We start from the raw sequence: 18,011 nt of genomic DNA, 5'->3' as shown, positions 1-18,011 counted from the left end.
ATACCGGCCTGTCACGCCGGGGGTCGCGGGTTCGAGTCCCGTCCACTCCGCCATTATTGAAGAAGCCCTAATCGAAAGATTAGGGCTTTTTTACGTCTATAGAAAATGAAAATTAGAACTGAATAGAGACTGCGGAGTGGTAGTTCAGTTGGTTATACCAATTACATTAATTAACTTACCAATTTTATCCATGCCCTGGAGCATGAGCTTTTCACTAAATCGACTTGTGCTATAAAATCACACCAAGCACGACTGCATTTATCTACAATATCGTCATAACCAGTGAAAGCTTGATTGGCCAATTTATGCTGCCTCAGACAGTTCCATACTTGCTCGATAGCGAGTATGGCGGAAGTTTCATTATCGCAGGATTGGAAAATTCAGCCGATGTGTCTGTCGTATGGCAACCTGCACCATCCATAATTATGACTGTGTGTCTTCCTGATGGTGTCGCTTTTGATATGAGAGCTAGCTGTCTAATGGAAGGTATGTCGGTCATAGCTGTAATGTCATTGATGAACAGTACAATAATTAGATCATATAATTAATGTCATTAGACTAAAAGAAGATGGAAAGGTACTAACGTTATCGAAATTGTCTGCAGTATCATTGTGTTAAAGCCTGCACAACCTACGAATACCTGTATCTGTCGTGTGAAATGATGGGTATCAGCGCCAGAAGGAGCTGCACTATTGCAAGTAAGGCTTATTTAAATATATTAGTTATGTTCTTTTATAACAAAAAAAGACCTGCAACAGCAGGCCTTCTATATTTATCTTGTTGCGTAGTTATTTATTTTGAGCTTCCCACTCTTTGGCTTTATGAATTAATGTGGTGATCGTTGACCCTTGAATTAGAATGGAGAAAACGACGACAGCATAAGTCATGACAAGAATGATTTCTCTTACATCGATATTTTTTTCTGGTATCACAATAACACCAGCGGGAATAGCCATTGCCATTGCTAAAGCTAGACCACCACGTAAGCCTCCCCAAGTTAATATTTTCACCGAGTGCGGGTTGTAATCACGATACTTCTGGAAGCCGATATAAGACAACTTTACGCTTAGATAACGGCTTAATAATACGAGAGGAATTGCGATCACCATCAGCACCCAATCTTCTTGGTGGAAGCTGAATTGAAGCATGGTCATACCGATAAGTAAAAATAGAACGCCATTTAGGAATTCATCAACTAACTCCCAAAAGTGATCTAAATGTTCTTCACTTTCTTTAGAAAAACCAATATAGCGTGTCCAGTTACCAATCATGATACCAGATACAACCATTGCTAATGGACCTGATACATGTATGACATCGGCAAATACATAACCAGCCGTTGGAATACCTAGTGTTAGTAATAGCTCCATGGAGTGATCATTCGTGGAGCTAATTAAATAGTGAAAAAGCAGACCAAGAACAAAACCATAAGCAATACCACCGATTGCTTCTTGTAGGAATAATTGTCCTACGCCTAAGACTGTTGGGGCTTCACTGCCAAAGGCTATAGTGAACAAGGTGACAAAAATAACTAAGCCAAAGCCATCATTAAATAATGATTCCCCTTCAATTTGTGTTGAAATACGACGGGGCGCATCTAACTTTTTAACGATAGCCAGTACAGCGATTGGATCCGTTGGTGATATCAAAGAACCAAAGATTAAGCAGTAGATTAAGTCGAATTGAAAGCCCAATAATTGACATATGCCCCAAAGCGCACCGCCGATGAAAAAAGTTGAAAAAAGTGTGGCACCCAAAGCTAAAACAGTAATTTCCCACTTTTGATCTTCTAGGTTAGGCAGCTTAATTCCTAGCCCACCTGCAAAAAGCAAAAATCCTAAAATCCCTTTAAGTAAAAAGCTTTCAAAATCGATGTCAGCAAGTTGTTCAGCTGCAATATCTTCTAAATGAAACCAGCCATTCTGACCAGCAATAATGATACCTAAAGACAACATTAATGCGCCTGCAGTAATCGCAATTGTTGTTTGCATTTTACCGATCTTGCTGTTTATAAAAGCAATAGCCATCGCTGCTGCTGCGAGAAAGCATAAGGTACTGTAGACCGACATGCATCAACCTCAAATTGATTTTAGAGTAAATAGTAAATTGTCACAAAATATAAAACCATAGGGCGATTATAGCTATAAAAACTTTCTTTTATTCTGTATTCGTTTTGTTCATGAAAAGGCATTTAGACGTCTAGATTTCCATTGGGGCTATGGTAGGATGTTATTAAGCTGTAATAAAAAATAAGGAAGTAATGTGGTGGTGAAGAGTAAGGAAATACTACAGAAGCGGTTAGCTGAAAACATTCTGATCATTGATGGTGGCATGGGCACCATGATCCAAGGCTATAAATTGGATGAAAATGATTATCGAGGAGAACGTTTTGCTGATTGGCATTCAGATCTTAAAGGGAATAATGACCTTCTCGTTTTAACACAACCACAGTTAATTAAGGATATTCATAGCGAGTACCTAGAAGCTGGTGCTGATATTCTTGAGACCAACACATTTAATGCAACCACCATAGCCATGGCTGACTATGACATGGAAAGTCTAAGCGCTGAGATTAACTTTGAAGCGGCTAAATTGGCTCGACAAGCGGCAGATGAGTGGACGCTAAAAACCCCGTCTAAACCACGCTTTGTTGCTGGGGTACTCGGCCCTACTAACCGAACGTGTTCTATCTCTCCTGATGTTAACGATCCTAGCTTTCGTAATGTTACCTTTGACCAGTTAGTTGAAGCTTATTCTGAATCAACGCGTGCTCTTATTGCTGGCGGCGTTGATTTAATCTTAGTAGAAACTATTTTTGATACGTTGAACGCTAAAGCTTGTACTTTCGCTGTTGAAACTGTTTTTGACGAAGATGGTGTTGTTTTACCTATCATGATTTCAGGCACAATCACCGATGCCTCGGGTCGAACACTTTCAGGTCAAACAACCGAAGCATTCTATAATTCTCTTCGTCACGTAAAGCCAATCTCGTTTGGTTTGAACTGTGCGTTAGGTCCTGATGAATTACGTCAATATGTCGATGAGTTATCTCGGATCTCTGAAAGCGCTGTTTCTGCCCACCCGAATGCTGGATTGCCGAATGCATTTGGAGAATATGATCTTAGCCCTGAAGATATGGCTGAACATATTGAAGAATGGGCGAAAAGTGGATTCCTCAATTTGGTGGGGGGGTGTTGTGGTACAACGCCAGAACATATTCGTTTAATGGAACAAGTTACCCGAAATGTTAAACCTCGTCAGTTACCTGATATCCCTGTTGCTTGTCGTTTATCAGGATTAGAACCTCTCACGATTTCTGCTGATACCTTATTTGTGAATGTGGGAGAGCGAACGAATGTAACGGGTTCTGCTCGTTTCAAGCGACTCATCAAAGATGAATTATATGATGAAGCGTTAGAGGTCGCGCGCCAACAAGTAGAAGCTGGCGCTCAAATTATCGATATTAATATGGATGAGGGCATGCTGGATGCAGAAGCGGCAATGGTACGCTTCTTAAATTTATGTGCTACTGAACCTGAGATTTCAAAAGTACCCATCATGGTAGATTCATCTAAATGGGAAGTGCTTGAAGCTGGTTTGAAGTGTGTACAAGGTAAACCGATCGTCAACTCTATATCGATGAAAGAGGGTGTTGAAAAATTTATCGCCCAAGCGAAATTGCTCCGCCGTTATGGTGCTGCGGTTATTGTGATGGCTTTTGATGAAGAAGGGCAAGCAGATACGCGTGAACGTAAAATAGAGATTTGTACGAATGCCTATCATATTTTGGTGGATGAAGTCGGTTTTCCGCCTGAAGATATTATTTTTGATCCGAATATTTTTGCTGTCGCAACGGGTATTGAAGAACATAACAACTATGCCGTTGATTTCATCGAAGCGGTAGGTGATATCAAACGTACACTTCCTTATGCCATGGTTTCTGGTGGCGTTTCCAATGTATCTTTTTCGTTCCGAGGCAATGATCCGATTCGAGAAGCGATCCATGCCGTATTCCTTTATTACTGTTTTAAAAATGGTATGGATATGGGGATTGTAAACGCAGGGCAACTTGCGATTTATGACGATTTAACCGATGAACTCCGTAATGCAGTTGAAGACGTCGTCTTAAACCGTCGTGATGATAGTACCGAACGTTTATTGGATATTGCGGATAAATACCGTGGTAGCGGAAAAGTTGAAGAAGATCGTACACTGCAAGAATGGCGAGGGTGGCCTGTAGAAAAGCGCTTATCACATGCGCTGGTTAAAGGGATAACTGAGTTCATTGTTGAAGATACTGAAGAGGCTCGCACTAATGCCTCTAAGCCTCTCGAAGTAATTGAAGGCCCGTTAATGGCGGGTATGAATATTGTCGGTGATCTATTTGGTGAAGGTAAAATGTTCTTACCTCAGGTGGTTAAATCAGCCCGTGTTATGAAGCAAGCTGTTGCTCACCTTGAACCTTATATCAATGCTGAAAAACAAGCGGGTTATACCAATGGTAAAATTCTGCTGGCAACGGTGAAAGGTGATGTTCACGATATTGGTAAGAATATTGTGGGCGTAGTTTTGCAGTGTAACAACTATGAAATCATTGATCTTGGGGTCATGGTTTCTTGTGATCAAATACTTAAAGTCGCTAAAGAACAAAATGTCGACATCATCGGCTTAAGTGGCCTTATTACACCATCGTTAGACGAAATGGTGCATGTGGCTAAAGAGATGGAGCGACAAGGCTTTGAGCTGCCATTGCTGATTGGTGGTGCAACGACCTCGAAAGCGCATACTGCGGTTAAGATTGAAGAGAACTATCACGGGCCTGTTGTTTATGTATCCAATGCTTCTCGTGCCGTAGGGGTTTGTTCTGCATTGTTATCCGATGAACTGCGACCAGCATTCATTGAACGCTTAGATAAAGAATATATTACGGTACGTGAACAACATGCGCGTAAAAAACCACGGACAGCACCTGTTACGTTAGAGCAAGCACGTGAAAACAAAGTTGCCATCGATTGGGATAGTTATATTCCCCCTGTACCGGAAAAATCGGGTATACATGTATTTACTGATTTCCCTATATCTAAGATTCGAAAATATATTGATTGGACGCCATTTTTTATGACTTGGTCATTAAGTGGTAAGTATCCAACAATTTTGCGCCATGAAGTTGTGGGCGAAGAGGCTCAGCGTTTATTTGATGATGCCAATGTATTGCTAGATGAAATTGAGCGTACAGGAATGATCAAAGCAAACGGGGTGTGTGGATTATTCCCAGCAAATAATATTGGTGACGATATTGAAGTATATACCGATGAGACTCGCTCTGAAGTAATGACGGTACTGTGTGGGTTGCGTCAACAGACGAAAAAACCGAAAGGACCTAACTATTGCTTATCGGATTATATTGCACCGAAAGAAAGTAACAAAGCTGACTGGATCGGCGCTTTTGCTGTAACGGGCGGTATCGGGGAGTATGACATTGCTGAACAGTTTAAAGCCAAAGGCGATGACTATAACGCGATTATGATACAGGCGATTGCAGATCGCTTAGCTGAGGCTTTTGCTGAATGTATGCATGAAACGGTACGGAAAGAAATTTGGGGTTATGCACCTGAAGAGTCGCTGGCGAATGAAGATTTGATTCGTGAAAAATACCAAGGTATACGTCCTGCACCTGGGTATCCTGCGTGTCCCGAGCATACAGAAAAAGGCACCATCTGGTCATTGTTAGATGCAGAGGTTAACACTGGCATGGTATTAACTGAAAGCTATGCGATGTGGCCGGGTGCTGCTGTGTCGGGGTGGTATTTTTCTCATCCGGAATCTCGTTACTTTGCGGTTGCTCAGATCCAAGAAGATCAGCGTGACAGCTATGCTGATCGTAAAGGCTGGGATCTGATTGAAGCTGAAAAGTGGCTAGGACCGAATTTATAATGCTGGTTTGAACGAAAAGAAGGCGCTCATTTGAGTGCCTTCTTTTTTCTGTTACCAGTATATGGTTTTCGCTTTATTCAAAGATAGCGCAATGGAGATCTTTGATGGCAGATTTAGCATCTTGTGCTTTTACCAGAAAACATAAATTGTGCGGGCTTGCACCATAACAAATCATGCGTAGGTTATAGTCTTCAAGCGTGCTGAAAACTGTTTTTGCTGATCCTTTGGTGCTGCTCATTTGATTACCAATCAGTGCAACTAAGCATAGATCTTGCTCGACCTCGACGCGGCATAGTTCACTGAGTTCCGCGAGTGCTTGCGCTGGAAGTGTTGGTGCGCCACCACTGGTATCTGTTTGATCTAACGTTAAAGATACACTCACTTCAGAGGTGGTTATCAAATCCACTGATATTTTATGTTCAGCTAAAATACGAAAAACTTCAGCTAAGAAGCCGTAAGCATGGAACATATTGAGGCTGGTTAATGTCACCATTGTTTGATTACAACGAAGTGCTAGGGCTCTAAATAATGGGGCGTCAGAGACTGTTTCGCGAATCCAAGTTCCACCTTGTTCTGGTGCTTTCGACGAGCCGATGAAGACGGGTATTTGTTGTCTAATTGCAGGCACTAATGTTGATGGGTGTAATATTTTGGCACCAAAATTGGCCATTTCAGATGCTTCGCTGAAGCTGATTTCTTTTATTGGTTTTGCCTTCGTGGCGATGCGTGGGTCAGTGGTATACATGCCTGGTACATCAGTCCAAATTTCTAAGGTCGATGCCCCGATAGCTTCTGCCATTAAGGCGGCACTATAGTCACTGCCACCACGGCCTAATGTGGTAGTGTTTCCTTGTTCATCAGAGCCTATAAAACCTTGAGATACCACCACATATTCTTTTAGTTGTGGTGAAAGGTGTTGTTCCGATAATTGGCGGATAATACTGGGCTGAGGAATGGCTTTACCAAATTGCCCATCTGTACGCATTACATCTCGAATATCAAATCGAATGGCTTTGATGCCAAGCTCTCTCAATATTTGAGCAAATAGGTGAGTAGAAAGTAACTCGCCATGGGAAACAAGCTGATCAGTAAGGGTGACTGATTTTTCAATGGCTGCTTTTTTTGCTAATTCAGCTACATTTTGAAGCAATATAGTAATGGCTTCTTCAGCTTGCTGTGGTTGCTCTAATTGGCTTAATACAGATTGGTGTATATCGGTTAAGCGAGTTAATAAAGCATGGCGTTGTTGAGTATCAGTAACACCATTAGCCAGCTCGACTAAGATATTGGTGACTCCAGAACAGGCACTAATTAAGACTAAGCGGGTGTGTGGTGCATGTTGAACTATTGCTGCACTGCGACTCATCGCGGTGAAGTCGGCAACACTTGTACCACCAAACTTGGCAACGGTTAACGATGTGTGCGGATTAACATTACTATCTACAAGGCTCAAGGTAAGACTCCCAATCTCAGTAAAATGATAAAAACGAATTTACGCGGGAGGATATTCCCGACATCCAATTGTCAGGAGAGCAGAAAGGCGAGACGTACGAATAGCGCTACAACCAGAAGCTCCCCACCTTTTTATATGTTACTTATGCATAAAAAGGTGACAGCCAGAAGGATTCAACCTTCATAGCCGATATCACTGATCCCCATCAGTTATATCTCGGCGTTACTCCCCCTCTTTAGGCTGCTTTAGGGTGGGTCCCTGCAATCTAAATACCTGGGTAACGCTCCTCTTCCGTTTTACCTAGTGGTATTAATACCAGCAGGATGAACAAAAACTCTCCTCATTGAATAGGATTTGTTACTAGGTTGTCAATCTTTCTGTGGTTATTTATGCGATAAAAATGCAATCGCTTATGTCATTCGTTATGTTAGTGTTGAATGAGACTTGCACTGAGTATGGTTGATTTAATATTCTGTTGTTGTGCAACCCTAATAATTCCCGCCCTACAGTTAGAAAAATAACGAAAATACAGGGATTGATTACAACTTACTTCAGGAAGATAGAATAATGACAATTACTAGCTTTTACCCTCCGCAACGAACATTAATGGGACCTGGTCCTTCAGATATCTACCCTCAAGTTTTACAGGCACTTAGTCGCCCGACAGTTGGACATTTAGACCCACTTTTTGTTGGGATGATGGATGAGCTAAAACAGCTACTGCAATATGCTTTTCAGACTAAAAATACATTTACGATTGCTGTGTCTGCCCCTGGTAGTGCAGGTATGGAAGCATGTTTTGTTAACCTTGTGGAGCCAGGTGATAAGGTCATTGTTTGCCGTAATGGTGTATTTGGCGATCGCATGCGAGAAAATGTTGAACGATGTGGTGGGCAAGCCGTTGTTGTCGATAATGCTTGGGGAGAGCCTGTTGATCCTAAGCTGGTGGAACAAGCGTTAATTGATAACCCAGATGCGAAAATATTAGCATTTGTGCATGCTGAAACATCAACGGGTGCGTTAAGTGATGCTGAAGCGCTGGCGAAACTGGCACGTCAACATGATTGTTTGACCATTGTTGATGCCGTGACATCGTTAGGCGGTGTTCCTTTATTGGTTGATGAATGGCAGTTAGATGCCGTTTATTCTGGTAGCCAGAAATGTTTATCATGCGTGCCTGGTTTATCACCATTAACTTTTTCTCAGCGCGCGATTGATAAAATTCAAGCTCGTAAAACACCCGTGCAAAGTTGGTTCTTGGATCAAAGTTTAGTACTCGGGTATTGGAGCGGGGAAGGTAAGCGAACTTATCATCATACTGCGCCAGTCAATAGCTTGTATGCCCTGCATGAAGCCTTAGTATTATTACAAAATGAAGGGTTAGAAAATGCTTGGCAACGCCATAAAGATGTTCATTTAGACTTGCGTGAAGGCTTAGAAAAACTCGGTATTACTTTTGTTGTTGATGAAGCCTCGCGTTTGCCACAGCTTAATGCGGTGTATATTCCTGATGGCGTTGATGATGCATTAGTACGTAAAACATTACTTGAGCGCTATAACCTTGAAATTGGTGCTGGGCTCGGGGCTCTAGGTGGTAAAGCATGGCGTATTGGCTTGATGGGATATGCTGCACGTAGTGAAAATGTCGCATTATGCCTAAAAGCCTTGGAATCGACATTGAAGTAAAAAAGTCATCATTGATCGATTGAATAAAACGGCTACCTCGGTAGCCGTTTTTGATCAAGGTTTGCTTGCCTCTGAAGGCAATATGGATTGTGCCTCTGAAGTGGCAAAGTTGGCGCCCGGAAATAAATATTCGGCTTCTTGCTTTATTTGGCTAGCTCGTTCTGGCTTACCTAATAATTGATAAGCGGAAATCAAGTTATGGTATAGCGCTGGGCGAGGCCAATTAACGGCTTTTTTTGTCGCCCATTGAATGTATTCTTCAATGAGTGCAGGATTGTTACTTGCTGTTCCCAGTTGTAGCTGTGTCAAATGCAAATCCCAATCAAAACGGTTTTGCCAAGCCCAAGGGTTATTTACCTGCATTAAGTAATCAATATTAACTGGACGTGTCGTCTCAAACTTGGTTAATAACCAACCCGAGTACAAGGTTGTTAACATAAAACCACTAACGACAATAGGCATGATTAACGCCAAAGATTTAATCGTCATTACATACTGCATTTCATGTTTATTATATTTTGCCGTTAGGTTATCGACCCAATAAATCAGGATGATAAAAATAACCCAATGAGCTAATGAGTGGTAGAAGGGATACTCTAGTTGGGTGTGCAAAACGATGGGAAAGAAAAGCCCGACTAATGCGAGTTGAGTGCCTTCTCGCGCCTTGCTGATTTTAAATAGCACAGCTGCTGCCGCAAGCAGCAATGCAATCAGAGGAATGATCCCCCCTTCAGCTGCCCAATACACTAGTTCATTATGAGGGTGGTCTAAACTAGGGACTCCGTAAGGCTGATTGGGATCGGCTTGGTGCCATTTTGCGGTTTGAGTGATATAGGCGGGCTCAAATTTGCCATAGCCATAACCCATTAGTGGCTCGGTACGAAACATTTTATACGCTTGCGGAATATGGATGGAACGAGCACTCTCAAGCGTTATACGTTCAGTTTTTGGCCCCCAACCTGTCGTAGAGTTAATGCTCCAAGAAACACTTAGCCCCATCACGATCATCAATAGCCACATGCGTAATTGGGCTTTTGCAGCAAAGCGACGTAGGTAGGGGATCATAAGGCCGACACCGACGATCGCTCCGATCCAGCCTGTACGAGAACTCAATGCCATAATGATTGGAATCGTGATGACGGGAGTGAGCAGTAACAGAAGCTGCAGCCATGACCATTTACCGCGATACATCGGAATACGGGCAAGCAGATAAGCAGACAGTACTAACCCAGTTGCCAGAAAACTAGCCATTACATTTGGTTGCTGAAAAATGCCATAAGGTCGGTTGTTCAGTGTGTTGTAACCAAAAGCATTGTCAGCTTCCATCCACATGAATTGATACCAACCAAAAGCCGCTTGAATCAACACACCAATGAGAATCAACCATAACATGCGCTGGCGCTGCTTTGGGGTAAACGTAAACTGCTGTAACCCGATAAAAAATAAGAACCCAGCCCAAAGTACAATCAGTCGGTTAGCGACTGCCGATGCATCAGCATTTGGATAAAAAACAGGTAAGGTGAGTAATAGACAGCAAGCAAATAAAACAATGGTTACTCGAGAATAGCGCCACACCTTTTGACGACAAATTTCTAATAAACCTAGTGAAATCGCGATACTAAATGGGATCCAACTGGCGGTATTAAATGACAGCTCAAGCCCTGAACCGCCAGGATTATGCTGGAAGTAGTGCATCGTTAGCACAAACAAAAAACCGAGTGAAACAATGAATGGTTTCACTAATGGTTTACTCATGCTCTGCTCTGCGAGTTTGGTGCCTTGCAAGTGTAACACTGTCATTTTATATCCATGCTTGTTGACATGTTTAAGCAAAATAAAGGCTGATAATTATATCAGCCTATAACGTTGATTTCTTAGCAGCTCAAGACAAAAGCAGCTTAAGGCAAAAGAGGTTTAAGGAAGTACGCAGTATGTGAACCGGCCACTTGAGCGACCTGCTCAGGTGTACCTGCGGCAACAATTTCACCGCCACCGTTCCCGCCTTCTGGCCCCAAATCAATAATCCAATCGGCAGTCTTTACTACATCAAGGTTATGCTCGATGACCACGATAGTATTGCCTCTATCTCGTAACCGATGCAGTACGACCAGCAACTGTTGAATATCATGGAAGTGTAACCCTGTGGTTGGTTCATCCAATATATACAGTGTCTGTCCGGTGTCTCGCTTCGATAACTCTCGGGCTAATTTCACACGCTGAGCTTCACCACCGGAAAGGGTGGTCGCAGCTTGACCTAAGCGGATATAAGATAAACCGACATCCATTAATGTTTGTAGTTTTCTTGCAATAGCGGGAACGGGATCAAAAAATTCACGAGCATCTTCAACCGTTAAATCCAAGACTTCGTGAATAGATTTACCTTTGTAGCGCACTTCCAACGTTTCACGGTTGTAGCGCTTGCTCTTACAAGAATCACAAGGCACATAGACATCCGGTAAGAAATGCATTTCGACTTTGATTAGCCCGTCACCTTGGCAAGATTCGCAACGCCCGCCTTTTACATTAAAACTAAAACGGCCAGGTTTATAGCCACGAGACCGAGATTCTTGGGTGCCCGCAAATAGCTCACGGATCGGCGTAAATATACCGGTATAGGTTGCTGGATTAGAGCGTGGTGTACGTCCTATTGGGCTTTGATCAATTTCAATGACCTTATCAAAATGTTCTAAATTTTGGATCTCACGATAAGGTGCCGCTTCACCGGTTGTTGCACCATTGAGCTGGTGGTGAGCAATGCGGAAAAAAGTATCATTGATAAGCGTTGATTTACCCGAACCAGAAACGCCAGTAATACAGGTAAAGAGACCGACAGGGATTTCAACGTCGACATTTTTAAGGTTATTACCTGTCGCCCCCAGTAATTTAACGGTTTTATCTGGATCCATCGGTGTCCGGTGTTCTGGGATCGCAATGGATTTTTTTCCACTTAAATACTGACCCGTTAAGGAGTCTGGCGCATTAAGGATATCTTCCATAGTGCCTTCTGCGATGATTTCACCACCGTGCACTCCGGCACCAGGGCCAATATCAATCACATAATCAGCAGCGCGAATCGCATCTTCATCATGCTCAACCACGATAACCGTATTACCGAGATCACGCAGGTGATTCAAGGTTTTGAGTAAACGTTCATTATCACGCTGATGAAGACCAATTGAAGGTTCATCAAGTACATACATAACACCGACGAGCCCCGCACCTATTTGGCTTGCAAGGCGAATACGTTGTGCTTCACCGCCAGATAGCGTATCGGCACTGCGTGATAAATTTAGGTAGTTAAGGCCTACGTTGACTAAGAAGGTTAATCGGTCTTTGATTTCTTTTAATATTTTATCGGCGATCTGTGCTCGCTGGCCCACCAGTGAAAGCGTATCAAAAAAGTTAAATGTTTCATTGATGCTCATTTCACAAATGGTGGGTAGGTTTGTATCAGCAATAAACACATGACGTGCTTCTTGACGTAAACGTGAACCGTGACAGCTAGAACAATGTTTAGTTGATACAAATTTTGCCAGCTCTTCACGTACAGCATTCGATTCTGTTTCACGATAACGACGTTCCATATTATTGAGGATCCCCTCAAAAGGATGGCGTCGAACCGTTATATCGCCGCGGTCATTAATGTACTTAAATTCAATTTCTGTTTTACCAGAACCACTCAGGATAAGGTCTTTGATTTTTTTAGGTAATTCATTGAAGGCAGCTTCAACATCAAAATCATAGTGTTCAGCCATTGATTTCAACATCTGAAAATAATAAAAATTACGTTTATCCCAACCGCGGATTGCACCGCCAGATAAGCTTAGATCCCCATTTTGTATCACACGGTCAGGGTCAAAATATTGCTGAACCCCTAAACCATCACAAGTGCCACACGCACCAGCAGGATTATTAAATGAGAATAAACGCGGTTCAAGTTCTTGCATGCTATAGCCACAATGTGGACAGGCAAAATTAGCAGAAAATAGTAACTCAGCAGGTTGGTCGTCATCCATTGGGCAGATTAATACATTGCCACCTGATAATTCTAGAGCTGTTTCGAACGATTCCGCTAAACGTAGCTGTAGATCATCACGCACCTTGAAGCGATCGACTACGACCTCAATGGTATGTTTTTTATGTAATTCGAGGGTAGGTGGATCAGAAAGGTCACATACTTCGCCATCAATGCGCGCTCGGATATATCCTTGGGCAGCTAGGTTCGCCAGCGCTTTTACATGCTCACCTTTTCGCGCTTTTACGATCGGGGCAAGTAGCATCATTTTACTGCCTTCTGGCAACTCTAGTACTTTATCTACCATCTGGCTGACAGTTTGCGCTGCTAGTGTTACATCGTGTGTTGGGCAGCGCGGCTCACCCACTCGTGCATACAGCAAGCGTAAGTAGTCATAGATTTCAGTGATCGTACCGACGGTTGATCGTGGGTTATGCGATGTTGATTTCTGTTCTATTGATATTGCAGGCGATAACCCTTCAATATGGTCGACATCGGGTTTTTCCATTAACGATAGGAATTGTCGAGCATAGGCAGACAACGATTCAACATAGCGGCGCTGACCTTCTGCATATAAGGTATCAAAAGCCAATGATGATTTCCCTGAACCCGATAAGCCGGTGATAACAATCAGCTTATCGCGAGGAATAGAGAGATTGATATTTTTTAGGTTGTGAGTGCGAGCACCCCTGACTTCGATATAATCCATATTGATATGAGCTTTATGGTCGACTAATTGATTTGTTATTATTGCATAGGCAAGAAAAGCTTGAAAGTACGAGCTGTATAAAGATACAGTATAAAGAGTGAAATCTAGCCAATAACAGACCTGTTTATAATTTGTGCTTTTGCGTGAATATATGTAACAAGGCAGTATTTCCGTGTGATAACAATACGCTTAAGGCTTGTGATTTTTCTTTACATCAATAATGAAGAAAAATTGCGTTAGATAACACAGTTTGAGCGCTATGCTTGAGCGGTGCCAACATGATAAACTACGAGATTAAGTGTAAACTTTGACTAAGCGGCTATTGATAATCAAGTAGTGCGCAGACAGATTTGGAGTTAAGTATGGCCAGTCGTGGCGTAAATAAGGTTATCTTAGTCGGTAACTTAGGTAATGACCCAGAAATCCGTTATATGCCAAGTGGTAGTGCAGTAGCAAACATAACAATTGCTACCTCTGAATCATGGCGTGACAAGGCAACGGGCGAGCAACGTGAAAAAACAGAATGGCACCGTGTGGCGCTGTTCGGCAAGCTTGCTGAAGTTGCTGGTGAATACTTGCGTAAAGGTTCACAGGTATACATCGAAGGTCAATTACAAACACGTAAATGGCAAAACCAACAAGGCCAAGATCAATACACAACAGAAGTTGTTGTTCAGGGCTTTAACGGTGTAATGCAAATGCTCGGTGGTCGTCAAGGCGGCGGTCAAGGTCAAGGAATGGGTCAGCAGCAACAGCAGCAAGGTAACTGGGGCAAGCCTCAACAACCTGCAGCCGCTCCTCAGCAGAACTTTGCACCTCAGCAGCAGCAACAACAGGCTCCTCAGCAACAGGCTCCTCAACAGCCTCAGCAGCAGTACAATGAGCCACCAATGGATTTTGATGATGATATCCCATTCTAATCAACTTCTTAGTTGGTAGGTTTGGAATAGCATGATTTAAGAAGAAGCAGCGTTCGCGCTGCTTTTTTATTATCTATTATTTATTAAAGGTTTTTCATTAACTTTTAGATTTGATTTTTCTTTAATAAAATCAATGAATAACTTCGTTTTCACATGGTTGTAATCAAGCTTGGGATAATAAGCATAGGCAGAGCTAATTGGCTGTTTAAGCTCTGGTAATACAGGCACCAGTAAGCCTTTACTTAGCTCGCGTTTCACCGTGTTACCCCCTGCCAAAATAATCCCCATACCTGCTACAGCTGCAGCAACTAATGCTTCAGGATTTTGAGTGGTGAAATTGCCCCGTAAGCGCAAGTGTAAGTTGTTCTCAAAAATGTGTTCTTGCTCATGTCCATGGGTACCAAAGAGTAGGCAATTATGCTGTGTTAGTTGCTGGTGGTTTTCAATTATGGGTTTATCTTCGAGATAACTTGGGGCCGCGTAAAACCCTGCCTGAAAATCAAATAATCGCGTTGCAATATAACTGGATGAATTAAAGTCGGTTAATTCACGGCTGATAAATACATCAAGGTTAAGATCGGGTAGTTGCCCTGGGGTTACTGTGTGCAGCTCGACTTGAATTTTAGGATAAGTCTCAATAAATTCAGCTAAGTAGTTAACTAATAATCGACTGCCAGTGGCAAGAGGGGCGCCAATACGTAATACGCCACTGACTTCACCATATGTTGAGGTTGTTTCAGCCAGCATTTGCTGCCAATCATCAAGTAGTCTTGCACTGCGTTGATAAAATAATTTACCCGCATCGGTTACCGTCAAACTCCTTGTTGTACGTTTTAATAGTTGCACACCTAACTGCTTTTCTAGCCAGGAAAGGCGTTTTGATAATGCTGAGCTTGATGTATTGAGTTTAGTGGCAGCTTGAGCCAGAGAGCCTTGATCCACAACGGTAACGAAGCTTTTTGTGCAAATGATCCAATCCATAGGTCTCCAGTTTTGTTAGCCACGATGATGGGTGCTGTGATTTTAGCGTTTATTGAGTAATAAAATTCATCGAATCATATCACTATGTTTACAGACAATGATTCACATTAATAGCTTAACAAGTGATAATCATTATTAACGTGATTAACAAATTGCATTGTTGGACACTGTAATTTTTAGTTAACTGTTTATAGTCTATCAATACTGCTTGTAACGTTGGAGTTATATGAGAAAAGCATCAGGGATGAAGTTAACCAACCGTTTGGTTGCTTTTGTCACGCTTATTGTTATTTGCGCCATTTTCGTTGTGTTTATTGGCGGTGCCATTAGCTTTCGAAAATTAGGGCAAAATTATCTGACCAACTATCTTGATGGTGTGGTTAACGTTATCGATCAACAATTGGCAGATCCTGAGGGCGCGGAAGCATTCTCACGTTGGCTACCGCATTTATTAAAAGCCAGTAATGTCGTTGAACTTGAAATTAGCAGCTCTGCAGGCTCTATATACTCTTTTAAAGGCTTACATCCACTCACCGATCCTAATGTATTGTATATCAGCCATTACCAGCTTGAGAAAAACACAGGCTTTAATATCGATATTAAGTCATTACCTCCTTATACCGAATTTACTTATTCGATAGGCGCAATGTCATCAATCAGTATTGCTATCATGATCATTATTATGGGCTTGGTATGGGGCATGAACTGGTTACGTAGGCAATTATATGGTTCAGAACTGTTAGAAGTACGAGGACGTATGATCCTTGCTGGGCGTGTCGATAAATACGCTGTCGGTTCTGAAGAGGAGTGGCCTGCAACAGCAAGTTTAGCCCTTGATCAAATGATTGCTGAGTTAAAAGATGCCCGTCAAGAGCGCAGTCGTTTTGATACGTTTATTCGTACTCATACATTTCTTGATCAATTAACAGGCACAGCAAACCGAGTGTTATTTGATAGCCGCCTTCAATCAATAGTGCAAGATCAAGACACCTATGGCTCTGTTATTTTGATTCGTATTTCAGAATGGGATCACTTACTGGCAGAAAAGGGAAAAGAGGCCGCTGATGACTTAATCCAAGACGTAGGTATGATCCTATCTAATTTAATCCAGCGCTATTCAGATACTGTTCTTTCGCGTTACTTTGATGCTGAATTTGCCATTATGATCCCACAGCAATCGGCAAAAGAAATAAAGCAATTTACCAGTCAACTATTAAAAGCATTAGAAAGATTGACCCCAGCAGCACCACTTGAAACGGATAATTGGTGTCATATTGGGGTGACTTTCTTTTCTAGCGGTGATCGACGAGGCCGTATTATGGATGAGGCAGATATGGCATTGCGAAGTGCACAGCTTCATCGAGCAAACAGTTGGTATGCATTTAAGAAAGAGCAGCAATGGGATGATAGTCGAGGCAGTGTACGTTGGCGTACCTTGTTAGATGCCGTATTTAATGCGGGTGGCCCGATATTGTATCAGCAACCCGTTGTTAATGCTGATGGTGAAACATTACTTCATCGGGAATTGTTAGCGCGTATTAAAGATGAAAATGGTGTTTTGATTAAAGCATCTCGATTTCTTCCTGCTGTTGAACAGGTTGGTTTTAATATTCGCATGGATAAATTGGTTATTGCCAAATCATTACAATTGCTAAAAACAATGCCAGTGAGCGATGTGTTTTCTATTAATGTCAGTATCACCGCACTATTAGATAAAAGTTTTGTTCGTTGGCTAAGAGATGAGTTATTACAAACCCCGCGAACAGTGTTGAATCGTCTATCGTTTGAAATACCAGAGGGAAGTTTAGTTAAGCATCTTGATGCTATGCGACCTGTCACTCGGATGATAGTCGGGCTTGGTTGTAAACTGGTGATTGATCAGGCGGGAAGAACCATTGTAAGCACCCATTATATAAAAGATATTAAAGTGGATTATATTAAACTCCACCGAAGCCTTATCCGTGAGATTTATCAAAGACAAGAAAATCAACTATTTGTTCGTAGTATGCTCGGTGCTTGTGCCGATTCGAATGCAAAAGTTATCGCTGTCGGCGTGGAAAATAATAAAGAATGGCAGGTATTAAAACAACTAGGTGTACATGGCGGACAAGGCCGGTATTTTGGGGCTGAAATCTCGTTAATAAGTGATTCAAACATACAACAGAAGTAGAGACATGTTACATTTGCTCATACATTAAAAAGCAATCGATATATGTTCATTTGATTAATGTTCGGGTACTATTGTCAAATAATTGACGCGTGTCGGTTGTTTGGCGTTGTTGTTGTGGCAATATTTGCACATATTTAGTCAGT

Annotated in this window: 9 protein-coding genes and 1 riboswitch; of the genes, 4 read left to right on the top strand and 5 right to left on the bottom strand. The window is 42.1% G+C overall.

What is annotated here, in order from left to right:
- Positions 1-788: 788 nt before the first annotated feature.
- Entirely contained in the window at positions 789-2,069 is a 1,281-nt protein-coding gene (locus tag C9J47_RS21965) for a cation:proton antiporter (RefSeq protein ID WP_107255412.1), read from the bottom strand.
- 193 nt (positions 2,070-2,262) lie between these two features.
- On the opposite strand from C9J47_RS21965, the gene metH reads away from it, so the two are divergent.
- Positions 2,263-5,934 carry a methionine synthase gene (metH, locus tag C9J47_RS21960; protein ID WP_107255411.1) on the top strand — a complete coding sequence of 1,224 codons (3,672 nt, stop codon included), beginning with the start codon at positions 2,263-2,265 and terminating at the stop codon, positions 5,932-5,934.
- 73 nt (positions 5,935-6,007) lie between these two features.
- Here metH and lysC read toward each other — a convergent pair whose 3' ends face one another.
- Entirely contained in the window at positions 6,008-7,300 is a 1,293-nt protein-coding gene (gene lysC / locus C9J47_RS21955) for a lysine-sensitive aspartokinase 3 (protein WP_245903582.1), read from the bottom strand.
- Between the two features lie 195 nt (positions 7,301-7,495).
- A riboswitch (Lysine riboswitch) is annotated at positions 7,496-7,686 on the bottom strand.
- 268 nt (positions 7,687-7,954) lie between these two features.
- On the opposite strand from lysC, the gene C9J47_RS21950 reads away from it, so the two are divergent.
- A complete protein-coding gene (locus tag C9J47_RS21950) occupies positions 7,955-9,073 on the top strand; it encodes a pyridoxal-phosphate-dependent aminotransferase family protein (protein WP_107243670.1) in 1,119 nt (372 codons plus the stop codon).
- Positions 9,074-9,127: 54 nt separating this feature from the next.
- Here the strand turns inward: C9J47_RS21950 and C9J47_RS21945 are convergent, their stop codons facing one another.
- Entirely contained in the window at positions 9,128-10,873 is a 1,746-nt protein-coding gene (locus tag C9J47_RS21945) for a PglL family O-oligosaccharyltransferase (protein WP_107255409.1), read from the bottom strand.
- 98 nt (positions 10,874-10,971) lie between these two features.
- On the bottom strand, positions 10,972-13,797 hold the full coding sequence (gene uvrA / locus C9J47_RS21940; RefSeq protein ID WP_107255408.1) for an excinuclease ABC subunit UvrA: 2,826 nt from the start codon (positions 13,795-13,797) through the stop codon (positions 10,972-10,974).
- Between the two features lie 362 nt (positions 13,798-14,159).
- Between uvrA and C9J47_RS21935 the strand changes: the two genes are divergently transcribed.
- The gene (locus tag C9J47_RS21935; protein ID WP_107255407.1) at positions 14,160-14,717 is read left to right on the top strand and encodes a single-stranded DNA-binding protein; all 558 of its coding nucleotides are present in this window, start codon (positions 14,160-14,162) and stop codon (positions 14,715-14,717) included.
- A gap of 69 nt (positions 14,718-14,786) precedes the next feature.
- Here the strand turns inward: C9J47_RS21935 and C9J47_RS21930 are convergent, their stop codons facing one another.
- Complete coding sequence (locus C9J47_RS21930; RefSeq protein ID WP_107255406.1) at positions 14,787-15,698, bottom strand: LysR family transcriptional regulator; 912 nt, start codon at positions 15,696-15,698, stop codon at positions 14,787-14,789.
- A 226-nt stretch (positions 15,699-15,924) separates the two neighbouring features.
- Here C9J47_RS21930 and csrD point away from each other — a divergent pair, with 226 nt between their 5' ends.
- Positions 15,925-17,868, top strand: coding sequence for an RNase E specificity factor CsrD (gene csrD, locus C9J47_RS21925; protein WP_107255405.1), 1,944 nt, complete (start codon positions 15,925-15,927; stop codon positions 17,866-17,868).
- Positions 17,869-18,011 lie beyond the last annotated feature (143 nt).

The organism is Photobacterium indicum (assembly GCF_003026215.1).
GTDB classification, from domain to species: Bacteria; Pseudomonadota; Gammaproteobacteria; order Enterobacterales; family Vibrionaceae; genus Photobacterium; species Photobacterium indicum.
The sequence above is the reverse complement of the archived record's forward strand: the minus strand, read 5'-3'. Positions and strand labels throughout refer to the sequence as shown.

Bases quoted from the DNA above. Each gene is read 5' to 3' on its own strand.
- uvrA (WP_107255408.1), bottom strand. From the start codon at position 13,797: ATGGATTATATCGAAGTCAGGGGTGCTCGCACTCACAACCTAAAAAAT.
- lysC (WP_245903582.1), bottom strand. From the start codon at position 7,300: ATGAGTCGCAGTGCAGCAATAGTTCAACATGCACCACACACCCGCTTA.
- C9J47_RS21930 (WP_107255406.1), bottom strand. From the start codon at position 15,698: ATGGATTGGATCATTTGCACAAAAAGCTTCGTTACCGTTGTGGATCAA.
- C9J47_RS21935 (WP_107255407.1), top strand. From the start codon at position 14,160: ATGGCCAGTCGTGGCGTAAATAAGGTTATCTTAGTCGGTAACTTAGGT.
- C9J47_RS21950 (WP_107243670.1), top strand. From the start codon at position 7,955: ATGACAATTACTAGCTTTTACCCTCCGCAACGAACATTAATGGGACCT.
- csrD (WP_107255405.1), top strand. From the start codon at position 15,925: ATGAGAAAAGCATCAGGGATGAAGTTAACCAACCGTTTGGTTGCTTTT.
- C9J47_RS21965 (WP_107255412.1), bottom strand. From the start codon at position 2,069: ATGTCGGTCTACAGTACCTTATGCTTTCTCGCAGCAGCAGCGATGGCT.
- C9J47_RS21945 (WP_107255409.1), bottom strand. From the start codon at position 10,873: ATGACAGTGTTACACTTGCAAGGCACCAAACTCGCAGAGCAGAGCATG.